This window comes from Pseudomonas sp. TWP3-1, from assembly GCF_049896625.1.
In the GTDB taxonomy this organism is placed as follows: domain Bacteria; phylum Pseudomonadota; class Gammaproteobacteria; order Pseudomonadales; family Pseudomonadaceae; genus Aquipseudomonas.
This window is the reverse complement of record NZ_JAFCUQ010000001.1, coordinates 697,834-714,209: the sequence shown is the minus strand read 5'-3', so window position 1 is coordinate 714,209 and position 16,376 is coordinate 697,834. Positions and strand designations below refer to the sequence as shown.

Sequence of the window (16,376 nt, the reverse complement as noted above, 5' to 3'; positions counted from 1 at the left end):
TCTTTATCGGCGCTTGGGTGAAAGGAGGAGGGGCGAAATCTCCCACGGATCTGTACTGCGTCAACAGTCAGAAGCCAGCCTAGTCCCTCCTCCTCCCTTCAAGTACCAAGCATACAAGCTAGCCTGCTGGCGATGGCGTCCGTTCAGTCACCGGTGATGGTGGCTGAACTGGCGCTATCGCCAGCAGGCTTGCTCTCACATTTGGATCTGTGCAAGGCTCAGGATCTACCGGACTGTTCTTCCAGGTGATCGGATTCAAACAATCTGGCCAATTCCGCCCGCGCTTCCTGGGCGGTTTGCAGGACTTTCGCCGCGTCGTCGTATACCGCGTGTTGAGCTTCCAGCACTTGTTCGTCGTGATGCTTGAAGCGCTTGATCCGCGCATCAGCCTGCGCTTGAGTCAGGCCAAGTCCGACCAGCGTGCGCCGGCTCATTTCCAGACTCGAATAGTAAGTCTCTCGCACCGCCTCAGCCCCCACATCGACCAAGCGATGCACATGCTGACGGTTACGCGCGCGGGCGATGATTTTCATGTGCGGATACAGCTTGCGCACGATCTCGGCGGTCTTGATGTTGGTGTCCGGATCGTCCGTGGCGATCACGAAATATTCCGCTTCCCCGACCTTGGCCGCATTGAGGATTTCCGGACGCATCGGGTCGCCGTAGAACACCGGCACGCCGCCAAAACTGCGCGACAGTTCAATGGTTTCCACCGAGGTATCCAGTGCGACGAACTTGATGTTCTGCGCGCGAAGGATCCGCGCGACGATCTGGCCCATCCGACCCATGCCGGCGATCACCACGCGCGGTGCATCGGTATCGATCTGACGGAATTGTTCCGGCACTTCCACAGGTTGCACTTTCGGGCTGACCAGCCGCGCGCAGATCAACAGCAGCAACGGCGTGACGGCCATCGACAGGGTGATGGTCAGCACCAGCAGGTCATATAGACGTGGTTCGAACAGGCCCTGATCGCGGCCGATCTTGAACACCACAAACGCAAACTCACCGCCCGCTGCCAACACAATGCCGAGGCGGATTGCACTGACCTTGTTCAACCCACCGGCTAATCGCCCGACCACGAACAACAGCGGCAATTTCAGCGCGATCAACAGCAGCGTCAGACCCAGCACGGTGATCGGTGCGCTGAGCAGCAGACTCAAATTCGCACCCATGCCCACGCTGATGAAAAACAGCCCGAGCAACAGACCTTTGAACGGTTCGATCTGCGCTTCCAGCTCATGCCGGTATTCCGAATCCGCCAGCAGCAGACCGGCGAGAAACGCGCCGAGCGCCATCGACACGCCGACCTGATCCATCAGCCACGCCGTGCCGATCACCACCAGCAGCGCGGTCGCTGTAGAGACTTCCGGCAAGCCGGTTTTCGCCACAATGCGGAACACCGGACGCAACAGATATCGTCCACCGATCACCACCACGGCGATGCTGCCAAGTACGCGCAAACCGTGATTCAGATCCTCGGCGGCGCTGGTGGTGTGATCGCCGCCGGCCAACATCGGTACCAGCGCAATCAACGGGATCGCGGCGATGTCCTGGAACAGCAGAATCGCAAACGCCAAGCGCCCGTGGGGGCTAGTCAGTTCCTTGCGCTCGGCAAGGCTTTGCAGACCGAACGCAGTCGACGACAACGCCAGACCGAGGCCGAGCACAATCGCGCTGTTAAGCGACTGGCCGAAGACAAACAGCGCCAACACACCGATCACCGAGCCGGTCAGCAGCACCTGCGCCAGACCAACACCGAACACCGCTTTGCGCATCACCCACAAACGTCGTGGCGACAGCTCCAGACCGATGATGAACAACAGCAACACCACGCCCAGTTCCGAGATGTGGCTGACGCTTTGCGGATTACCGATCAGGCCCAGCACCGACGGGCCGATAATCACCCCGGCAAACAGATAACCGAGCACCGCGCCCAGTTGCAGACGCTTTGCCAGCGGCACGGTGAGCACGGCGGCGAACAGAAACACGACGGCGGCTTGTAACAGATTGCCTTCATGGGGCATGAGCGGGACTCCAGACACTCGGTACGGCGGGGGCGACAAGGATAAAGGCTGATCCGCCGGCACACCACATACTCCTGGAGATAGGGTGCGTCTGTCGCAATACTCCACAGAAAAATCAGCCATTCACAAGGAATGTTTCCAGCGCTGCGCAGTCGGAGTTCTGGTACTTAACACTCAAGAGGTTGACCCATGAACAGCAAAACCCTGATTGCCAGCCTGGCCCTCGTCGCAGGCATCGCCGGGATCACCCCGATCGTTCAAGCGGCCGAAACCTCGAACGACACCGTTCAACATTCGCCTGCTGGCGGACGTGAACTGAAAGCCAACGACCGCGCGCCGGACGTTTATCAGCGTGAAGACAAAGCGCTGAAAGACTGGAAAAAACGTGGCCTCAAGGCACCGATTGAGGAGTCGCAGTGGGTGCAGATCAACGACAAGTACGTGATGGTGATGATCACGAACGGCACGATTGTCGAGATTCAGCCGGTGGTGCGTTAAGCCTGTTGCAACAATTGGCCACGGATGGCTGATTGCATTCGAGCACTGTTCGGGTAAAAACGTCGCCCTGATCTGTTGCTGCAGTAGTGCACGGCCACTTATATCCTGATTCAATAGAAGGACATACGGTCGCCGTTATTGCCCGGATCCAATAGCTGAAACGGAAAATCGGACTTTCCCTAAGGTAATGACGTGAAACGTGATACCCGCCTCGTTGTGCTTTTGCTGCTGGTCATCGGCTGTTCCCTGGCCTCGCTGACTGTCTGGAAGGTGCTGGCCTCCCGCGATCGAGCGCTGGAGGAAGTCGATGTCCATGGGTTGAACCTTACCCAGGCGCTTTCCACTTACTCCGAAGGCATCGTCCGCCAAAGCTCGCTGCTGTTGCTCGGACTCGTCGAACGCCTGGAAACCGAAGGCAGTGGCCCCATGCAGATCGAGCGACTCAGGGCCTTGGTTGATCGCCAGGAACCGCTGATGCCCCAGCTCAGTGGCATCACCATCTACGACAATCAGGGACGCTGGCTGATGTCTTCCAATCGGCCGATTCCGGCCGGGGCGAACAGCAGTGACCGTGCCTATTTCATTCATCATCGCGACGATCCATCCCGCGAGACCTTCATCGGTCCGCCCATCCAGAGCCGTTCCAATCTGGAATGGGTAATCACCGTCAGCCGCCGTTTCAATGATGTTCACGGGGAGTTTGCCGGGGTGGTGGCGGTGACTCTGGGGGTGGAAAACTTCCTGCGCCTGTTCGGCAAAATTGACGTCGGGCAGGACGGAGCCATCGGGTTGTCTTACACCGACGGGACCTTGCTGGTGCGCTATCCGTTTCGCGAGCAGGACATGGGGCGCAACTTTTCCAAGTCACCGATTTACGCGAAATATCTGGTGGATCGATCCGTTGGTACTGCGTCGTTCACGTCCAGTCTGGATGGCGTCGAGCGACTTTACGCCTTTCGCAAGAGTGAAAAACTGCCGCTGATCACGACCGTCGCGCTCGGCAAGCGTGAAGCCCTCACGGCATGGCGGATGGAGGCCTTGCTGTCGGCAGTAGTGGTCACGGGACTGCTGGGGCTTACGGGCCTGATTGGTTGGTTTTTGATGCTGGATATCCGTCGGCGCACCGAAGTAGAGGGGCAGCTGAGGGGCGCTCAACAACAGTTGCTTTCATCTAATCGGCAATTGGAGTTATTGGCACTCAAGGATGCGCTGACAGGTTTGGCGAATCGGCGCTGCTTTGATGAGACGTTGGCCCTGGAGGCGCGACGTGCTCAGCGCGAAGGCACGTATTTGGCGCTTTTGATGATTGATATCGACTACTTCAAACTGTTCAACGATTCCCTTGGGCATGTTGCCGGGGATGCTTGCCTGCAGAAAGTCAGTCAAGCGATTGAGGAGTGCGTACGTCGACCGTCGGATCTGGTAGCGCGTTATGGCGGTGAAGAGATAGGCGTGATCATGCCCAATACGGACAGTGAGGGCGCGCAGGTTGTGGCGCAACTTATCCTCGACCGTTTGCGCCAGGAGAACATTAGCCACGACACCAGCCCATTGGGTCGCGTGAGTGTCAGCATAGGGATTGCCGCCGCCACTGGTTCGCGTCTGGACCCGGTGCAAGGTTTGATCGAAGCGGCAGATCAGGCGTTGTATAGCGCCAAGGCGCTTGGGCGCAACCAGCTTGTAACAAGCTAAAAGGGCAGAGATTTATGCATGAATAGTAAATCTCTGCCCTGTGGCACTTGTGGTTGGTAATCCCAACCCCTTATAAGAGCAACCTTTCACTCGCCCTATGAAGGATGCACGTATGAGCAACGCCTGGAATGAAGGTTATTTCACCGATGAGGGCTACACCTACGGGTATAGCCGGGAAATCAACCCGGTTTTTCAGCGTTATTGCTTGTTGCTGCGTGGTTTTGCCAGTCTGGAGAGTACGGACGGCTATCACTGCGAACTGGGTTTTGGCCAAGGTGTTTCGATCAACATCCATGCCGCAGCCAATCCGGGCTCCTATGTAGGCACCGACTTCCATCCCGGCCAGGCCGCCCACGCAAGTGCATTGGCAACTGCCTGCAACAGTAATGCACAGCTGTATGACGACAGTTTCGAGCAGTTGCTGGCGCGCAATGATTTGCCGCAATTCGATAGCATCAGTCTGCATGGCATCTGGAGTTGGGTCAGCCGTGACAACCAGAAGCTGATTGTCGAATTCGCCCGGCGTCACCTCAAGCCAGGAGGGTTGCTGTACGTCAGTTACAACTGCTTCCCGGGCTGGTCGCCTTCGGCTCCATTGCGCCAACTGTTCAGCCTGCACGATCGCTTTGCCAGTCAGGCCTGCGCGCGCCCGGATCAGCGTATCGATGCAGCGCTGCAATTTTCCGAAGCGCTGCTGGCGGCCAATCCGAAGTACGCCCACTCAGCGCCGAGCCTTGGTGCCAAGTTGGAGAACATCAAGGGCCAGAATCGCCAGTACGTCGCCCATGAGTATTTCAACCGCAGCTGGGACTGCATCTATTTCACCGACATGGTGGATGCCCTCGCTGGCGCCAAACTCGACTACGCGACGACGGCCGTGCCGCTGGATTCGGTAGCCCCGCTCAACTTGAGCGCAGAAGGTATGGATTTTCTCGAGGGCATCGAGCACCCGATCATGCGCGAGCAGGCGCGGGATTACTTCGTCAATCAGAATTTCCGCCGAGATCTGTACGTGCGCGGCGCCACCCGACTGTCTGCCCCGGAGCATCGCGAGAGCATGCTCAACACCCGGTTTGTGCTGCTGCAAGTAGTTGCAAACGTGCCGGGTTCGGTCACCGGTCCTGCCGGCGAAGCTTCGTTGCAGGAAGAGATCTACGGCCCTGTACTGGAAGCGCTGGCGGCCAAAGCCTACGCACCGAAAACCCTGCGTCAGTTGATGGGGGCGCTGCCTTCGATGGCTTATGACGACCTCGAACAGGCCATCAACGTGTTGATCGGTATGGGCGCTGCGGCCCCGTGTCAGAGTGAAGCGGCCGAGAAACTGGTGCAGGATCAGTGCAACACCCTCAATTTGCAACTGTGCAGACGCTCGCTGTTCAACAACAACATCCAGGTATTGGCCAGCCCGGTCACGGGCGGCGGCGTGCCGGTCAGCCGCTTCCAGCAACTGTTCCTGATATCCATCAAGCAAGGCAAAAAGCTGCCAGGCGAATGGGCGCAGTTGGCTTGGGGCATTATCGGCAACCAGGGCACAGTGATCCTCAAGGACAACCAGCCGCTGAGCACGGCCGAAGAAAACATCGCCGAACTGACCGAACAGGCGCGAGTGTTCGCCGAGACGTCGTTGATCATTCTGAAGGCGTTGAAAATCGCGTAAGAGGTTGTCTGGTCCTGAAATGAAAAAAGGGGGACAGATTTATTTTATAAATAAATCTGTCCCCCTTTGGTTATCAGTTCTCGGAAGAAACGACTGTTTCTTGACCGCCTTCAGCCTCTAGCTTCGCCCGATCAGCTTTGCTGATGTACTTGTCTTTGCTCTTTGGCGCGAGTTTCGCGCTGGCCTTTTTGGCGTTGGCTTTGAGGATCTGGTTCAGTTTCTTGCGACGGTTCATGCGTTTTACTCAGCTTGTAAATTCTCGAATGGCGCCAGTTTAAACGTTAACCGGATCTCGTGGCGCGTCCTACAGCAACTGGCCTTTGTCCCACAGGTGCACCAGTTCCCCCGGCGCCTGATCTTCCGGGACTTTCAGGGTCATTTCGCCCGTGCCATAGCGCACTTCGATCTGATAAAAACGCTGATCGCCACGGCCGGATTCGCTGCTGTCGAGCGTCAAGCACCCCTCTAACACTGAACAAATGCGCGTGCGCTGGGTGATATCGCACTGCGCGAACTCGATTTCCCGAGGTCGGGTCAGGCTGTGAATCGCCGCCATGCCGCCCTGACGCGACACGCGCACTACCGAATCGTCGCCCAGTTCGGGCAGGGTTTTCATACGGCCTCCTCGGATAATTCGATGCCGACCTGCGCCCAGCTCTGACGGACTGCCGCGACCTCTCTGGCGCTGAAGCGCCTGGCGGCGTGTGCGACGGTGAGTTGGGCGAACGCCTCGAACGTGGCGTCGCGGCTCAAGCGCTTGTCGCAGAGTGTGTCGTACCAGATACGCCCGGCCTTTTCCCAGGCGAAACCGCCCATGGCCCTGGCCGTGAGATAGAACGCGCGGTTGGGAATCCCGGAGTTGATGTGCACGCCGCCGTTGTCTTCGGTGGTGATGACAAATTTGCGCATGTGATCCGGTTGCGGGTCTTTGCCGAGTAACGGATCGTCGTACGCAGTGCCGGGGTGGGACATCGAGCGCAGGCCTTTGCCTTTGATCTTCGGTGTGAGCAGGTCAGCGCCGATCAGCCAGTCGGCTTGTTCGACGGTATGGCTGAGCGCGTACTGTTTGGTCAGCACGCCGAACACGTCCGACAGCGATTCATTCAGTGCGCCGGATTGGTTGGCGTAAGTTAGGCCAGCTTCGCTTTCGGTCACGCCATGCGCCAGTTCGTGGGCGATCACGTCCAGCGAGCGGGTGAAGCGCTGAAAGATTTCGCCATCACCATCGCCGAAGACCATTTGTGCGCCGTTCCAGAATGCATTTTCGTAACCCTGGCCGTAATGCACGCTGCCAATCAGGGCAAAACCTTGATTGTCGATCGAGTCGCGGCCGAGCACCTTCCAGAAGAAATCATAGCTGGCGCCCAACGCGTCATAGGCTTCGTCGACCGCCGGATCGCCTGAGGCCGGTTGGCCCTCGGCGCGCACCTGCACGCCCGGTAACAACATTTTGTTTTGCGCATCATGCACGCTGCGCTGGGCCAGGCCCGGTTTGCCGTGTTGCTGCAGAACTGCCCGCTCCGGGAAACGCGACATCGGGCCGGGATTGGGCAGCAGGCTGCGGACATGATTAAGGGTGACCATCGCCGCTGCACGTTGCGGCTCCGAACCGTGTGCAATGATTCGGTTGAGGATGTAGGGCGGGATGAAGCTGCGCAGCAATCTGGAGTCGGTCATCAGAGCTTCCCTGGCTAAATACGATGTCGATAAGCATGTGAGCAGCGGCGAGAGTTTCCGTTCCGTGGATTGCCATCGGCGGCGGTTTCTGCGAAAAAGTCCGCCCGCGTCCCGACCGGGCCAAACGAATCGAGTAAACAACCATGACAGACGAACTGCAAATCATCGACCTGCAAATCGGCGAGGGCAAAGCCGCCGTCAAAGATGCGCTGATTACCACCCAATACACCGGATGGCTGGAGGACGGCACCGAGTTTGATTCTTCGTGGAGTCGCGGCAAGCCATTCCAGTGCGTGATCGGGACTGGCCGGGTTATCAAAGGCTGAGATCAGGGGATTATGGGGATGCAGGTTGGCGGCAAGCGCAAATTGCGGGTGCCGGCGCATTTGGGCTACGGCGAGCGGACAATGGGTAAAATTCCGCCGAATTCGGATTTGGTGTTTGAGATTGAGTTGTTGGAGGTTTTGACGCGGGAGGATTGAGGAAGGTGGTGATGAGAGGACAGGTTGCTCATCACCATTCCTTATTCGAACGCTCACTTGGTCAGGTAAAAGCGTGAATATCATCGAGCGTGTCTTCAACAACTCCTTCCAAGGCTGAGAAAGTTGTTTTGACGGTTTCGAGCGCAGGGATGACCGATTCTTTATCTACCTCGCCGTGCCTGCGCGCTATGTGCCCGAGCGCGGTCACGGCTGCTGCCACAACCAATTCGCTTTCGGCTTCGAGGTGTTTCAGGCACGTGTTCTGCGCCCAGATTCTGTCGGATTCGTTCAGGCCAATTGAAATTAATGCGGCGGCAGTTTCCGCATCCGCGCCACTGGCCAAGAGCCTCAGTGCTCGATCATGGGTCATCGTTGGGTCTTGATAGATCAGGCTCACTTTTAAACTCCCGCGAAAACAAATCACCCGCTGCATTCGTAAATGAACGCATCGGGTGTTTTTATCTGCTCTGCTGGTTAATCAGGCAACCATCGCCAAATTACCCAACACCGCAGCCACCGTTCCAGTCAGCCCCGGAAACCTGCGTTTCACTTTATCCAGCGCGGGTAATACGCGCTCCCGATCCAGTTCACCTCGATTCCGGGCAATTTCGCCAAGGGCGGTGACGGCGGAGGCGACGATGGATTCTCTTTCGCTGTCGACGAGGATCAGGCAGGCCTTCTGCGCCCATTGGCTGTCTCGATCATTGAGACCGATGGAGATCAGCGCGGCGACGACGTGTGCGTCGGTTTTTATTGTCACGGTGATGTCCTCAGTTCGATGGGTCGATGTTGTCGAGGGCGCGGTTGACGGCGAGTTCACCGCCCATGACCACTTGGGCGATGCCCAGCACGGTGTTGCGGTAGGGCGCGTCGAGCAGGGCGGCGAAGTCGCTGAGCATGATGCTGGCCGAGGCCATGGATTCGCAGGCGTGGGCGAGGAGGGTTTCTTGATCGGTTTCGGGTGCGATCAGGAACATGGTGCTGGGTTTTCGGCGTTTCGGGGCTTGGGGTTTCAGGTAGTGGTCGAGGGCGCGTTCGGCGGCGTCGTGGAGTTTGCTTGAATCGAGGGTGGAGTAGGGCGAGGCTGGATCGGCTTCAGTTGGAGCGTCCGCTTCGGGCGGATTTGGAGTGACTTTTATCATTGCTTGAATACCTCAAATTGAGGGCCGACACTTCTTGCGACTAAACAATAGGTGGCAGCTGTACGCAGGTTAGTCGACCAGTATCCAAGCACTACCGGCGCGCCCGAAAGCGCCCTGCGCACAGCCGCCATAGAGTGCAGGCGTGACAGTGCCTGACTGAATAACAGCTTGCGAACTTGAATAAATCACCGAGCGACTAAACCCGTTCACTGACCATTCAGTGATGCGATTCAAGTTACCGGCAGGCTCCAAGCCGCACAATCGGCGGATTCTGGCGTAGTTGTAGGCAAAGGCGCAAGGCGATGTAGCCTGCCGGATGATGCTGAAATGATGCTGCGCTTTTCCGGGCCTCATCGCGGGCAAGCCCGCTCCCACAGGATTCGATGCTGTTCCCACATTCCAGGTACGACGCGAAATACTGTGGGAGTCGGGCTTGCCCGCAATGGCGGACTGTCAGGCGTCCAAGATGCTGAACAGCGGAATCCGGCCATTGAGCGAAGGGCGGTACTGCCAGCTCAGACGATCCAGATCAATGCCTTGCGCGAGGATCTGACTCACCGTGGCGCTGGCGATGGTCATTGCCAGCACCCGCCCCGGACATTGATGCCGCCCGTTGCCGAAACTGAAGCTGCGACGGTTCGGTCGATCCAGCAAAAACTTGTCGGGCTGCTCATTGATCGCCGGATCACGATTGGCCGAGGCCAGCAGCACCAGAATCACGTCACCCGCTTCCAATCGAACGCCATCAATCTCGCAACTTGCCGCAACAAAACGCCGAGTGTTCTGCACCGAAGGATCGAAGCGTTGCACTTCGGCCAACAGCTCATCCGGCCCTGCGCTGCGCAATGACGATTCGCGATGCAGGGCGAGCAAGGCATTGCCGATCAACCCGGCGCTGGCTTCGAACGTCTGCGAACACAGGCCAATCAGGTTGGCGATCAGCGCGTCCTCATCCCCGGAGAATCGCTGCTGAGTATTCGCAACGAACACATTCGGCTCGGCCAACAACTCAACGAAATACCCGCGCAATTGCTCCGCCGCGCGGTGCGCCGCGTCCAATTGCAGATCGTTGCTCAATGGCGACAGACACGCGACGAAATCCGCCGTCAGTTCACTGATCAGCCGAGCCTGCGTCGGGTTGAAACCGAGCAGCGCCGCGACCACGCATACCGGGCCGCGAAACATTGCCTTATATAAGCCGTCAGCGTCGGGCGTGATCAGCCGCGCGGCAACCAGTGCCTTGATCGCAGCCATATCAATCAAGGCCAATTGCGGCTCGATCGCCGAACGCGGGCAACGCTGGCGCTCACCGTCATTCATGCGCATCAATTGGCCGAACACCTGACCCGCCCATCCGCCAGCAATGGCGTTGGGCACTGGTTCTTGCGTAGGACGCACACGGCAATTGGCGTGAGCCAACACCGCGCAAACCGCGCGCGCACTGCTGGCGACCCACAGCTTCAGTCCATGATGAAAGGTCAAACCGCCCTCGACGCGCAGCTCGGCGTAATAAGGGTAGGGATTGGCATGAGTCGCAGCGATGATCGGGTCCATGGTCGCAGCCTTGTCGGTGGGGAAAGTGTTGCTACTATCTCCAGTCCGTCAGGGCCTTGATTCGTTCGGGAGCGAAGTATGTATGCACAACAGCACGACATCGGCGTCTCGCAGGTGGCCGCCGCCATCGCCGAACCGGCGCGCACCAAAATCCTTTGCTCGTTGATGGACGGCCATGCGCGCACCAGTACGGAGCTCGCGGCCATCGCCGAAGTCAGCGCTTCGACCGCCAGCGCGCACTTGGCCAAACTTAAAGAGCTGGAGTTGGTGCGTTTGCACGTGCAGGGCCGCCATCGTTATTACAGCCTGGCTGACAAGCGCGTGGCCCAAGCGCTGGAGGCGCTGATGGTGATCGGCCACAACCCTGCGCCGACTTTCAAGCCGCACACGCCGGATCGGCTGCAATTTGCCCGCACTTGCTACGACCACATGGCTGGAACGCTGGCGGTGTTGCTGCATGACCGCTTGCTGGCGGCGGGATGGCTGGTGGAGACCGATGAGCGGGCGTATCGCTTGAGCGAGAGCGGTGGGGCGCTGTTTGAGGGGCTGGGGATTGAGGTTGCGGACTTGTCGACGATGCGGCGCAGGTTTGCTTGCCCGTGTCTTGATTGGAGCATGCGTCGGCCGCATCTGGGCGGATCGCTTGGGGCAGCGTTGTTGCAAGTCGCGTTGAAGCGTAAGTGGGTGACGCAGGATCTGGACAGTCGGGCGTTGGCGTTGACGGTAGTGGGGCGTAAGGAAATTGAGGGGCGGTTTGGGGTTGAGTTATCAGACGAAGGCAAGATCAACAGATCGCAGCCTTCGGCAGCTCCTACAGGGGATTTGCGATCCAACTGACGAAGGGTCGTTTTGCATCTTGTCGAATTTGACTCGGCTCTATACTGTATATGCGAACAGTATAGAGTCAGTGCCATGCAAATCATCGACAAGCTCAGCATCCTCGCCGACGCCGCCAAGTACGACGCCTCCTGCGCCAGCAGTGGCGCGCCCAAGCGCAGCTCGGAAGGCAAAAGCGGCTTGGGTTCAACCGATGGCATGGGCATTTGCCACAGCTATACGCCGGATGGGCGCTGCGTTTCGCTATTGAAAATCCTCCTGACCAATTTCTGCCTTTACGACTGCCAATACTGCGTCAACCGCCGCTCCAGTGACGTGCCACGCGCACGCTTCACGCCGGAAGAAGTGGTGGCGCTGACCATGGATTTCTACAAGCGCAATTGCGTCAGCGGGTTGTTCCTCAGCTCCGGGATCATTCGCTCGGCCGACTACACCATGGAGCAGCTCAACCGTGTGGCCAGGTTGCTGCGCGAGGAACACGAATTCCGCGGCTACATCCACCTCAAGACCATTCCTGAGGCCGACCCGGCATTGATCGCAGAGGCCGGCCGCTATGCTGATCGACTCAGCGTCAATATCGAGTTGCCCACCGACGCCAGCCTGCAAGTCCTGGCGCCGGAGAAGGACATCGGTTCGATCAAGCAGGCGATGAGCACCATCTACACCGGCGTGCAGACTGTATTGAACGAACCGCGCTCGGCGAAATTCGCCCCGGCTGGACAAAGCACGCAGATGATTGTCGGCGCCGATGACACCGACGACAGCACCATCCTGCACAGCGCACAGGCCTTGTACGGCAACTTCCGCCTGCGCCGGGTCTATTATTCGGCGTTCAGCCCAATCCCCAACAGCCCGAAAAGCGTGCCACTTGCGGCGCCGCCGCTCATGCGTGAACACCGTTTATATCAGGCCGATTTCTTGTTGCGCAGCTATGGCTACAGCGCTGGCGAATTGTTCAAAGGGCCGGGGCATCTGGCGCTGGATATCGATCCGAAACTGGCGTGGGCGCTGCAGAATCGCGAAGTGTTTCCGCTGGACTTGAACCGCGCCGAAGCCTCGTTGATCTCGCGCATCCCCGGCATCGGCCTGCGCACCACCGAGCGGCTGGTGGAACTACGCCGGCAGCGGCGCATTCGTTACGAAGACCTGACTCGCATGCGCTGTGTGCTGTCCAAAGCGAAGCCGTTCATCATCACCAGCGATTACCACCCGCAGCAGGCCGAAGTCACCAGCCAGATGCTTTATCAGCAGCTGCGCGACCGGCCGATGCCGCAACAAATGGGGTTGTGGGGATGATCAATCTCGATTGCGACGATCTGTTCGAGACTTGGCGCCAGCAGGCGCGTTGGCTGCTCAGCCATGAAGTCGACCCGAGTCTGGTGGGCTGGGCCACGGAAGGGGTCAGCGATCTGTTTGCCAACGATCATCACGTGCCCGAAGGGCAGGGGCCGTTTCAGGCGCGGATCCCGCGCGCACTCCTCGACACCCTCGAGCGTGCCGCTCGTTACCGTGGCGATCAGCGCTGGAGTCTGTTGTATGAGGTGCTGTGGCGCGTCAGCCATGGTGACCGCACGGCGATGATGGCCGGCGACAAACTGGGCAGCGAGTTGCAGCGCCGGATCAAGCAGGTGCAACGCGAAGCCCATCATTTGCATGCGTTCGTGCGATTCATCGAGCGGCCGCCAGGCAGTGCGGGCCCGGAGTACGTGGCCTGGCATGAACCGGCCCACGATATTTTGCATAAGGCCAGCGAGCATTTCATTGCGCGTATGGGGCGTCATCGCTGGTTGATCGCTACGCCGCGCGATGGGGTTTATTACGATGGTGAGCAACTGGTGCATCAACGCGAGTGTCCGGTGGAGTGGCAGCAACTGGCGCAGAATGTCGAGGACCCGCATGGGGATCTTTGGCTTACTTATTACAGCCATATCTTCAATCCGGCGCGGTTGAACCCGAAAGTGATGCAGGGGCATTTGCCGGTGCGCTTCTGGAAAAATCTGCCGGAGGGGGAATTGATTCCGGGGTTGATTACGCAGGCGCGGATGGGCAAGCAGCAGAATGGGCAGGCGAGTGGGATTGCCGGACGTTCCGGTAAGCGGATCGCCATGAAAGGCAGCGAGCGAAGCTAATAAAAAGCCCCCACCGGTTTTCCGGTGGGGGCTTTTGTACATCTGGTGTCAGATCAAACCTTAACAATCCAGCCCGCCGGCGCTTCAATATCGCCAGTCTGCACACCCGTCAGCTCTTTATAGAGCTTCTGGGTAACCGGACCCACTTCGGTCTCGCTATGGAACACATGCAGGTGATCGTTGTAGCTGATCCCGCCAATCGGCGTAATCACCGCAGCGGTACCGCAAGCACCGGCTTCTTTGAAGTCCGACAACTTGTCGATCAGCACATCACCTTCAACCACTTCCATGCCCAGACGGGACTTGGCCAGCTCGATCAGCGACAGACGGGTGATACCCGGCAGTACCGACGGCGAGTTCGGGGTGACGAACTTGTTATCGTGGGTGATCCCGAAGAAGTTGGCCGAACCTACTTCTTCAATTTTGGTGTGAGTCATCGGGTCCAGGTAGATGGCGTCGGCGAAGTTGGCTTTTTTCGCCTTCGAGCCTGGCATCAGGCTGGCGGCGTAGTTGCCACCGACCTTGGCTGCGCCGGTGCCTTGTGGGGCCGCGCGGTCGTAGCTGGAGATCTGGAAGTTATGCGGGGTCAGGCCGCCCTTGAAGTAGGCGCCGACCGGGATGCAGAAGATCGAGAAGATGAACTCGGGTGCAGTGCGCACGCCGATGTTGTCACCCACGCCGATCACGAACGGACGCAGGTACAGCGCGCCGCCGGTGCCGTAAGGCGGAATGAAGCGTTCGTTGGCGCGAACCACGGCTTTACAGGCTTCGATGAACTGCTCGGTTTCGACGAACGGCATCAGCAGGCGCGCGCAGCTGCGTTGCATGCGCAGGGCGTTCTGGTCCGGGCGGAACAGGTTGATCGAGCCGTCCTTGCAACGATAGGCCTTCATACCTTCGAAGCACTGCTGGCCATAGTGAAGGGCAGTCGAGCCTTCGCTGATGTGCAGCACGTTGTCTTCGGTCAGGGTGCCTTTGTCCCACTCGCCATTGCGAAAGTACGACAGAAAACGTTTGTCGGTTTTGATGTAGTCAAAACCCAGCTTGTCCCAATTGATGCTCTCGTTACCCATGACACCCTCTATCACTGAACAACCGCCGGAACGGTTCAAGGCTTCTGACGTTTTTTGGATGGGCACAACAATACTTCATTCTTGAGCGCTTGTGGCGAGGGAGCTTGCTCCCGCTCCAGTGCGAAGCACTGGCAAAACCGGTAACGCAGTGCACCGGACATTCGGTTTTGGCCGATTTGGGGCTGCTGCGCAGCCCAGCGGAAGCAAGCTCCCTCGCCACAGGGGTTGGCGTTTACAGATGTAAAGCGTGACCCAACGCACGCAACGCCGCTTCCTGCACCGCTTCACCCAAAGTCGGGTGGGCGTGAATGGTGCCGCCGATGTCTTCCAGTCGCGCGCCCATTTCCAGGCTCTGCGCGAACGCCGTCGACAATTCAGACACGCCAACCCCGACCGCTTGCCAGCCGACAATCACATGATTGTCCCGACGAGCGACCACCCGCACGAAACCGGTTTTCGATTCCAGCGTCATCGCTCGGCCATTTGCGGCGAACGGGAAGCTCGAGACGATGCAATCCAGTCCGGCAGCCGCAGCTTCGTCCGGCGTTTTGCCGACCACCACCAGTTCCGGATCGGTGAAGCACACCGCAGCAATAGCCGTCGGGTTGAAGTCGCGGTTTTTGCCGCTGATCAACTCGGCGACCATCTCGCCCTGAGCCATGGCGCGGTGAGCGAGCATTGGCTCGCCGCTCAAGTCGCCGATGGCATAGACGTTGCGCATGCTGGTCTGGCAGCGGCTGTCGATCTTGATCGCCGAGCCGCTCATGTCCAGATTCAGTGCTTCGAGGTTGAAGCCTTGAGTATTGGGCCTGCGACCCACGGCAACCAGCACCTGATCCGCTTCCAGATTGAGCGTGTCGCCGTTTGGATCGCGCACCTGCAAGCTGCCGTCGAAACCTTCAACGCTGTGCTTGAGGTACAGCTTCACGCCAAGTTGCTTGAGCGCTTCGTGCACCGGTTGGGTCAGTTCGGCATCGTAAGCCGGCAGAATCCGCTCCTGCGCCTCGACAACGCTGACTTCGGCGCCGAGTTTGCGATAAGCGATGCCCAGTTCCAGACCGATGTAACCACCGCCGACCACGATCAGGCGTTTTGGCACAGAAGTAGGTGCCAGCGCTTCGGTGGAGGAGATGACCGGCCCGCCAATCGGCAGCATTGGCAAGTTGACGCTTTTCGATCCGGTCGCCAGCACCAGATGCTCACACTGGATGCGCGTGTCGCCGACTTCTACGGTTTTGCCATCGATCACTTTGGCCCAGCCATTGATGACTTGAACCTTGTGCTTTTTCAGCAACGCGGCGACGCCGGTGGTGAGGCGATCAACGATGCCGTCCTTCCACTCGACGCTTTTATTGATGTCGAGGGTTGGCGCCGAGACGCTGATACCCAGCGCCGAATGCTGGCTGTGATGCTGCGTCTGATGAAACTGTTCAGCCACATGGATCAGCGCTTTGGACGGAATGCAGCCGATGTTCAGGCAGGTGCCGCCCAGCGACTGGCCTTCAACCAGAATGGTCGGAATGCCCAATTGTCCGGCACGAATCGCCGTCACGTAACCGCCAGGCCCGCCGCCGATGATCAGCAGCGTGGTGTTCAAAGTTTGCATGC

Annotated in this window: 16 protein-coding genes and 1 pseudogene; 7 read left to right on the top strand and 10 right to left on the bottom strand. The window is 58.7% G+C overall.

Annotated features, from left to right (window positions below):
- Positions 1–218: 218 nt before the first annotated feature.
- Positions 219–2,027, bottom strand: coding sequence for a monovalent cation:proton antiporter-2 (CPA2) family protein (locus ACP7BN_RS03210; protein ID WP_420648907.1), 1,809 nt, complete (start codon positions 2,025–2,027; stop codon positions 219–221).
- Positions 2,028–2,216: 189 nt separating this feature from the next.
- Between ACP7BN_RS03210 and ACP7BN_RS03205 the strand changes: the two genes are divergently transcribed.
- The 3 genes from ACP7BN_RS03205 (at position 2,217) to ACP7BN_RS03195 (ending at position 5,874) form a co-directional block, all read left to right on the top strand.
- On the top strand, positions 2,217–2,525 hold the full coding sequence (locus ACP7BN_RS03205; RefSeq protein WP_426201547.1) for an RcnB family protein: 309 nt from the start codon (positions 2,217–2,219) through the stop codon (positions 2,523–2,525).
- A gap of 192 nt (positions 2,526–2,717) precedes the next feature.
- Positions 2,718–4,217, top strand: a complete 1,500-nt coding sequence (locus tag ACP7BN_RS03200) for a diguanylate cyclase (protein WP_420648905.1) — start codon at positions 2,718–2,720, stop codon at positions 4,215–4,217.
- Between the two features lie 112 nt (positions 4,218–4,329).
- Complete coding sequence (locus ACP7BN_RS03195; protein WP_426201545.1) at positions 4,330–5,874, top strand: class I SAM-dependent methyltransferase; 1,545 nt, start codon at positions 4,330–4,332, stop codon at positions 5,872–5,874.
- Between the two features lie 73 nt (positions 5,875–5,947).
- Here the strand turns inward: ACP7BN_RS03195 and ACP7BN_RS03190 are convergent, their stop codons facing one another.
- The 3 genes from ACP7BN_RS03190 to ACP7BN_RS03180 form a co-directional block, all read right to left on the bottom strand.
- Positions 5,948–6,109, bottom strand: a complete 162-nt coding sequence (locus tag ACP7BN_RS03190; RefSeq protein ID WP_420648903.1) for a DUF2986 domain-containing protein — start codon at positions 6,107–6,109, stop codon at positions 5,948–5,950.
- A gap of 69 nt (positions 6,110–6,178) precedes the next feature.
- Entirely contained in the window at positions 6,179–6,490 is a 312-nt protein-coding gene (locus tag ACP7BN_RS03185) for a protealysin inhibitor emfourin (protein WP_426201543.1), read from the bottom strand.
- Positions 6,487–7,551 (bottom strand): M4 family metallopeptidase, encoded by a 1,065-nt coding sequence (locus tag ACP7BN_RS03180; RefSeq protein WP_426201541.1) that lies wholly within the window; start codon positions 7,549–7,551, stop codon positions 6,487–6,489. Before ACP7BN_RS03180 ends, ACP7BN_RS03185 begins: the two co-directional genes overlap by 4 nt.
- Before the next feature lie 143 nt (positions 7,552–7,694).
- On the opposite strand from ACP7BN_RS03180, the pseudogene ACP7BN_RS03175 reads away from it, so the two are divergent.
- A pseudogene (locus ACP7BN_RS03175) lies at positions 7,695–8,033 on the top strand (FKBP-type peptidyl-prolyl cis-trans isomerase).
- Positions 8,034–8,094: 61 nt separating this feature from the next.
- On the opposite strand, the gene ACP7BN_RS03170 reads toward ACP7BN_RS03175, so the two are convergent.
- From ACP7BN_RS03170 to ACP7BN_RS03155, 4 genes are all read right to left on the bottom strand, one after another.
- Complete coding sequence (locus tag ACP7BN_RS03170; RefSeq protein ID WP_426201539.1) at positions 8,095–8,430, bottom strand: hypothetical protein; 336 nt, start codon at positions 8,428–8,430, stop codon at positions 8,095–8,097.
- Between the two features lie 81 nt (positions 8,431–8,511).
- Positions 8,512–8,793, bottom strand: a complete 282-nt coding sequence (locus tag ACP7BN_RS03165) for a hypothetical protein (RefSeq protein ID WP_426201537.1) — start codon at positions 8,791–8,793, stop codon at positions 8,512–8,514.
- 10 nt (positions 8,794–8,803) lie between these two features.
- The gene (locus ACP7BN_RS03160; RefSeq protein WP_426201535.1) at positions 8,804–9,175 is read right to left on the bottom strand and encodes a DUF6124 family protein; all 372 of its coding nucleotides are present in this window, start codon (positions 9,173–9,175) and stop codon (positions 8,804–8,806) included.
- A gap of 453 nt (positions 9,176–9,628) precedes the next feature.
- Positions 9,629–10,729, bottom strand: coding sequence for a cytochrome P450 (locus ACP7BN_RS03155; protein ID WP_426201533.1), 1,101 nt, complete (start codon positions 10,727–10,729; stop codon positions 9,629–9,631).
- Positions 10,730–10,807: 78 nt separating this feature from the next.
- Between ACP7BN_RS03155 and ACP7BN_RS03150 the strand changes: the two genes are divergently transcribed.
- The 3 genes from ACP7BN_RS03150 to ACP7BN_RS03140 all read left to right on the top strand — a co-directional run bounded on the left by ACP7BN_RS03150 (position 10,808) and on the right by ACP7BN_RS03140 (position 13,695).
- On the top strand, positions 10,808–11,566 hold the full coding sequence (locus tag ACP7BN_RS03150; RefSeq protein ID WP_426201531.1) for an ArsR/SmtB family transcription factor: 759 nt from the start codon (positions 10,808–10,810) through the stop codon (positions 11,564–11,566).
- Between the two features lie 75 nt (positions 11,567–11,641).
- Positions 11,642–12,862, top strand: coding sequence for a putative DNA modification/repair radical SAM protein (locus ACP7BN_RS03145; protein WP_426201529.1), 1,221 nt, complete (start codon positions 11,642–11,644; stop codon positions 12,860–12,862).
- Positions 12,859–13,695 carry a TIGR03915 family putative DNA repair protein gene (locus ACP7BN_RS03140; protein ID WP_426201527.1) on the top strand — a complete coding sequence of 279 codons (837 nt, stop codon included), beginning with the start codon at positions 12,859–12,861 and terminating at the stop codon, positions 13,693–13,695. The genes ACP7BN_RS03145 and ACP7BN_RS03140 overlap by 4 nt, the downstream gene beginning before the upstream one ends.
- Before the next feature lie 53 nt (positions 13,696–13,748).
- Here the strand turns inward: ACP7BN_RS03140 and ACP7BN_RS03135 are convergent, their stop codons facing one another.
- Both ACP7BN_RS03135 and lpdA read right to left on the bottom strand, forming a co-directional pair.
- Positions 13,749–14,768, bottom strand: a complete 1,020-nt coding sequence (locus tag ACP7BN_RS03135) for a branched-chain amino acid aminotransferase (protein WP_420648892.1) — start codon at positions 14,766–14,768, stop codon at positions 13,749–13,751.
- A 232-nt stretch (positions 14,769–15,000) separates the two neighbouring features.
- Positions 15,001–16,374, bottom strand: coding sequence for a dihydrolipoyl dehydrogenase (gene lpdA, locus ACP7BN_RS03130; RefSeq protein ID WP_426201525.1), 1,374 nt, complete (start codon positions 16,372–16,374; stop codon positions 15,001–15,003).
- Positions 16,375–16,376 lie beyond the last annotated feature (2 nt).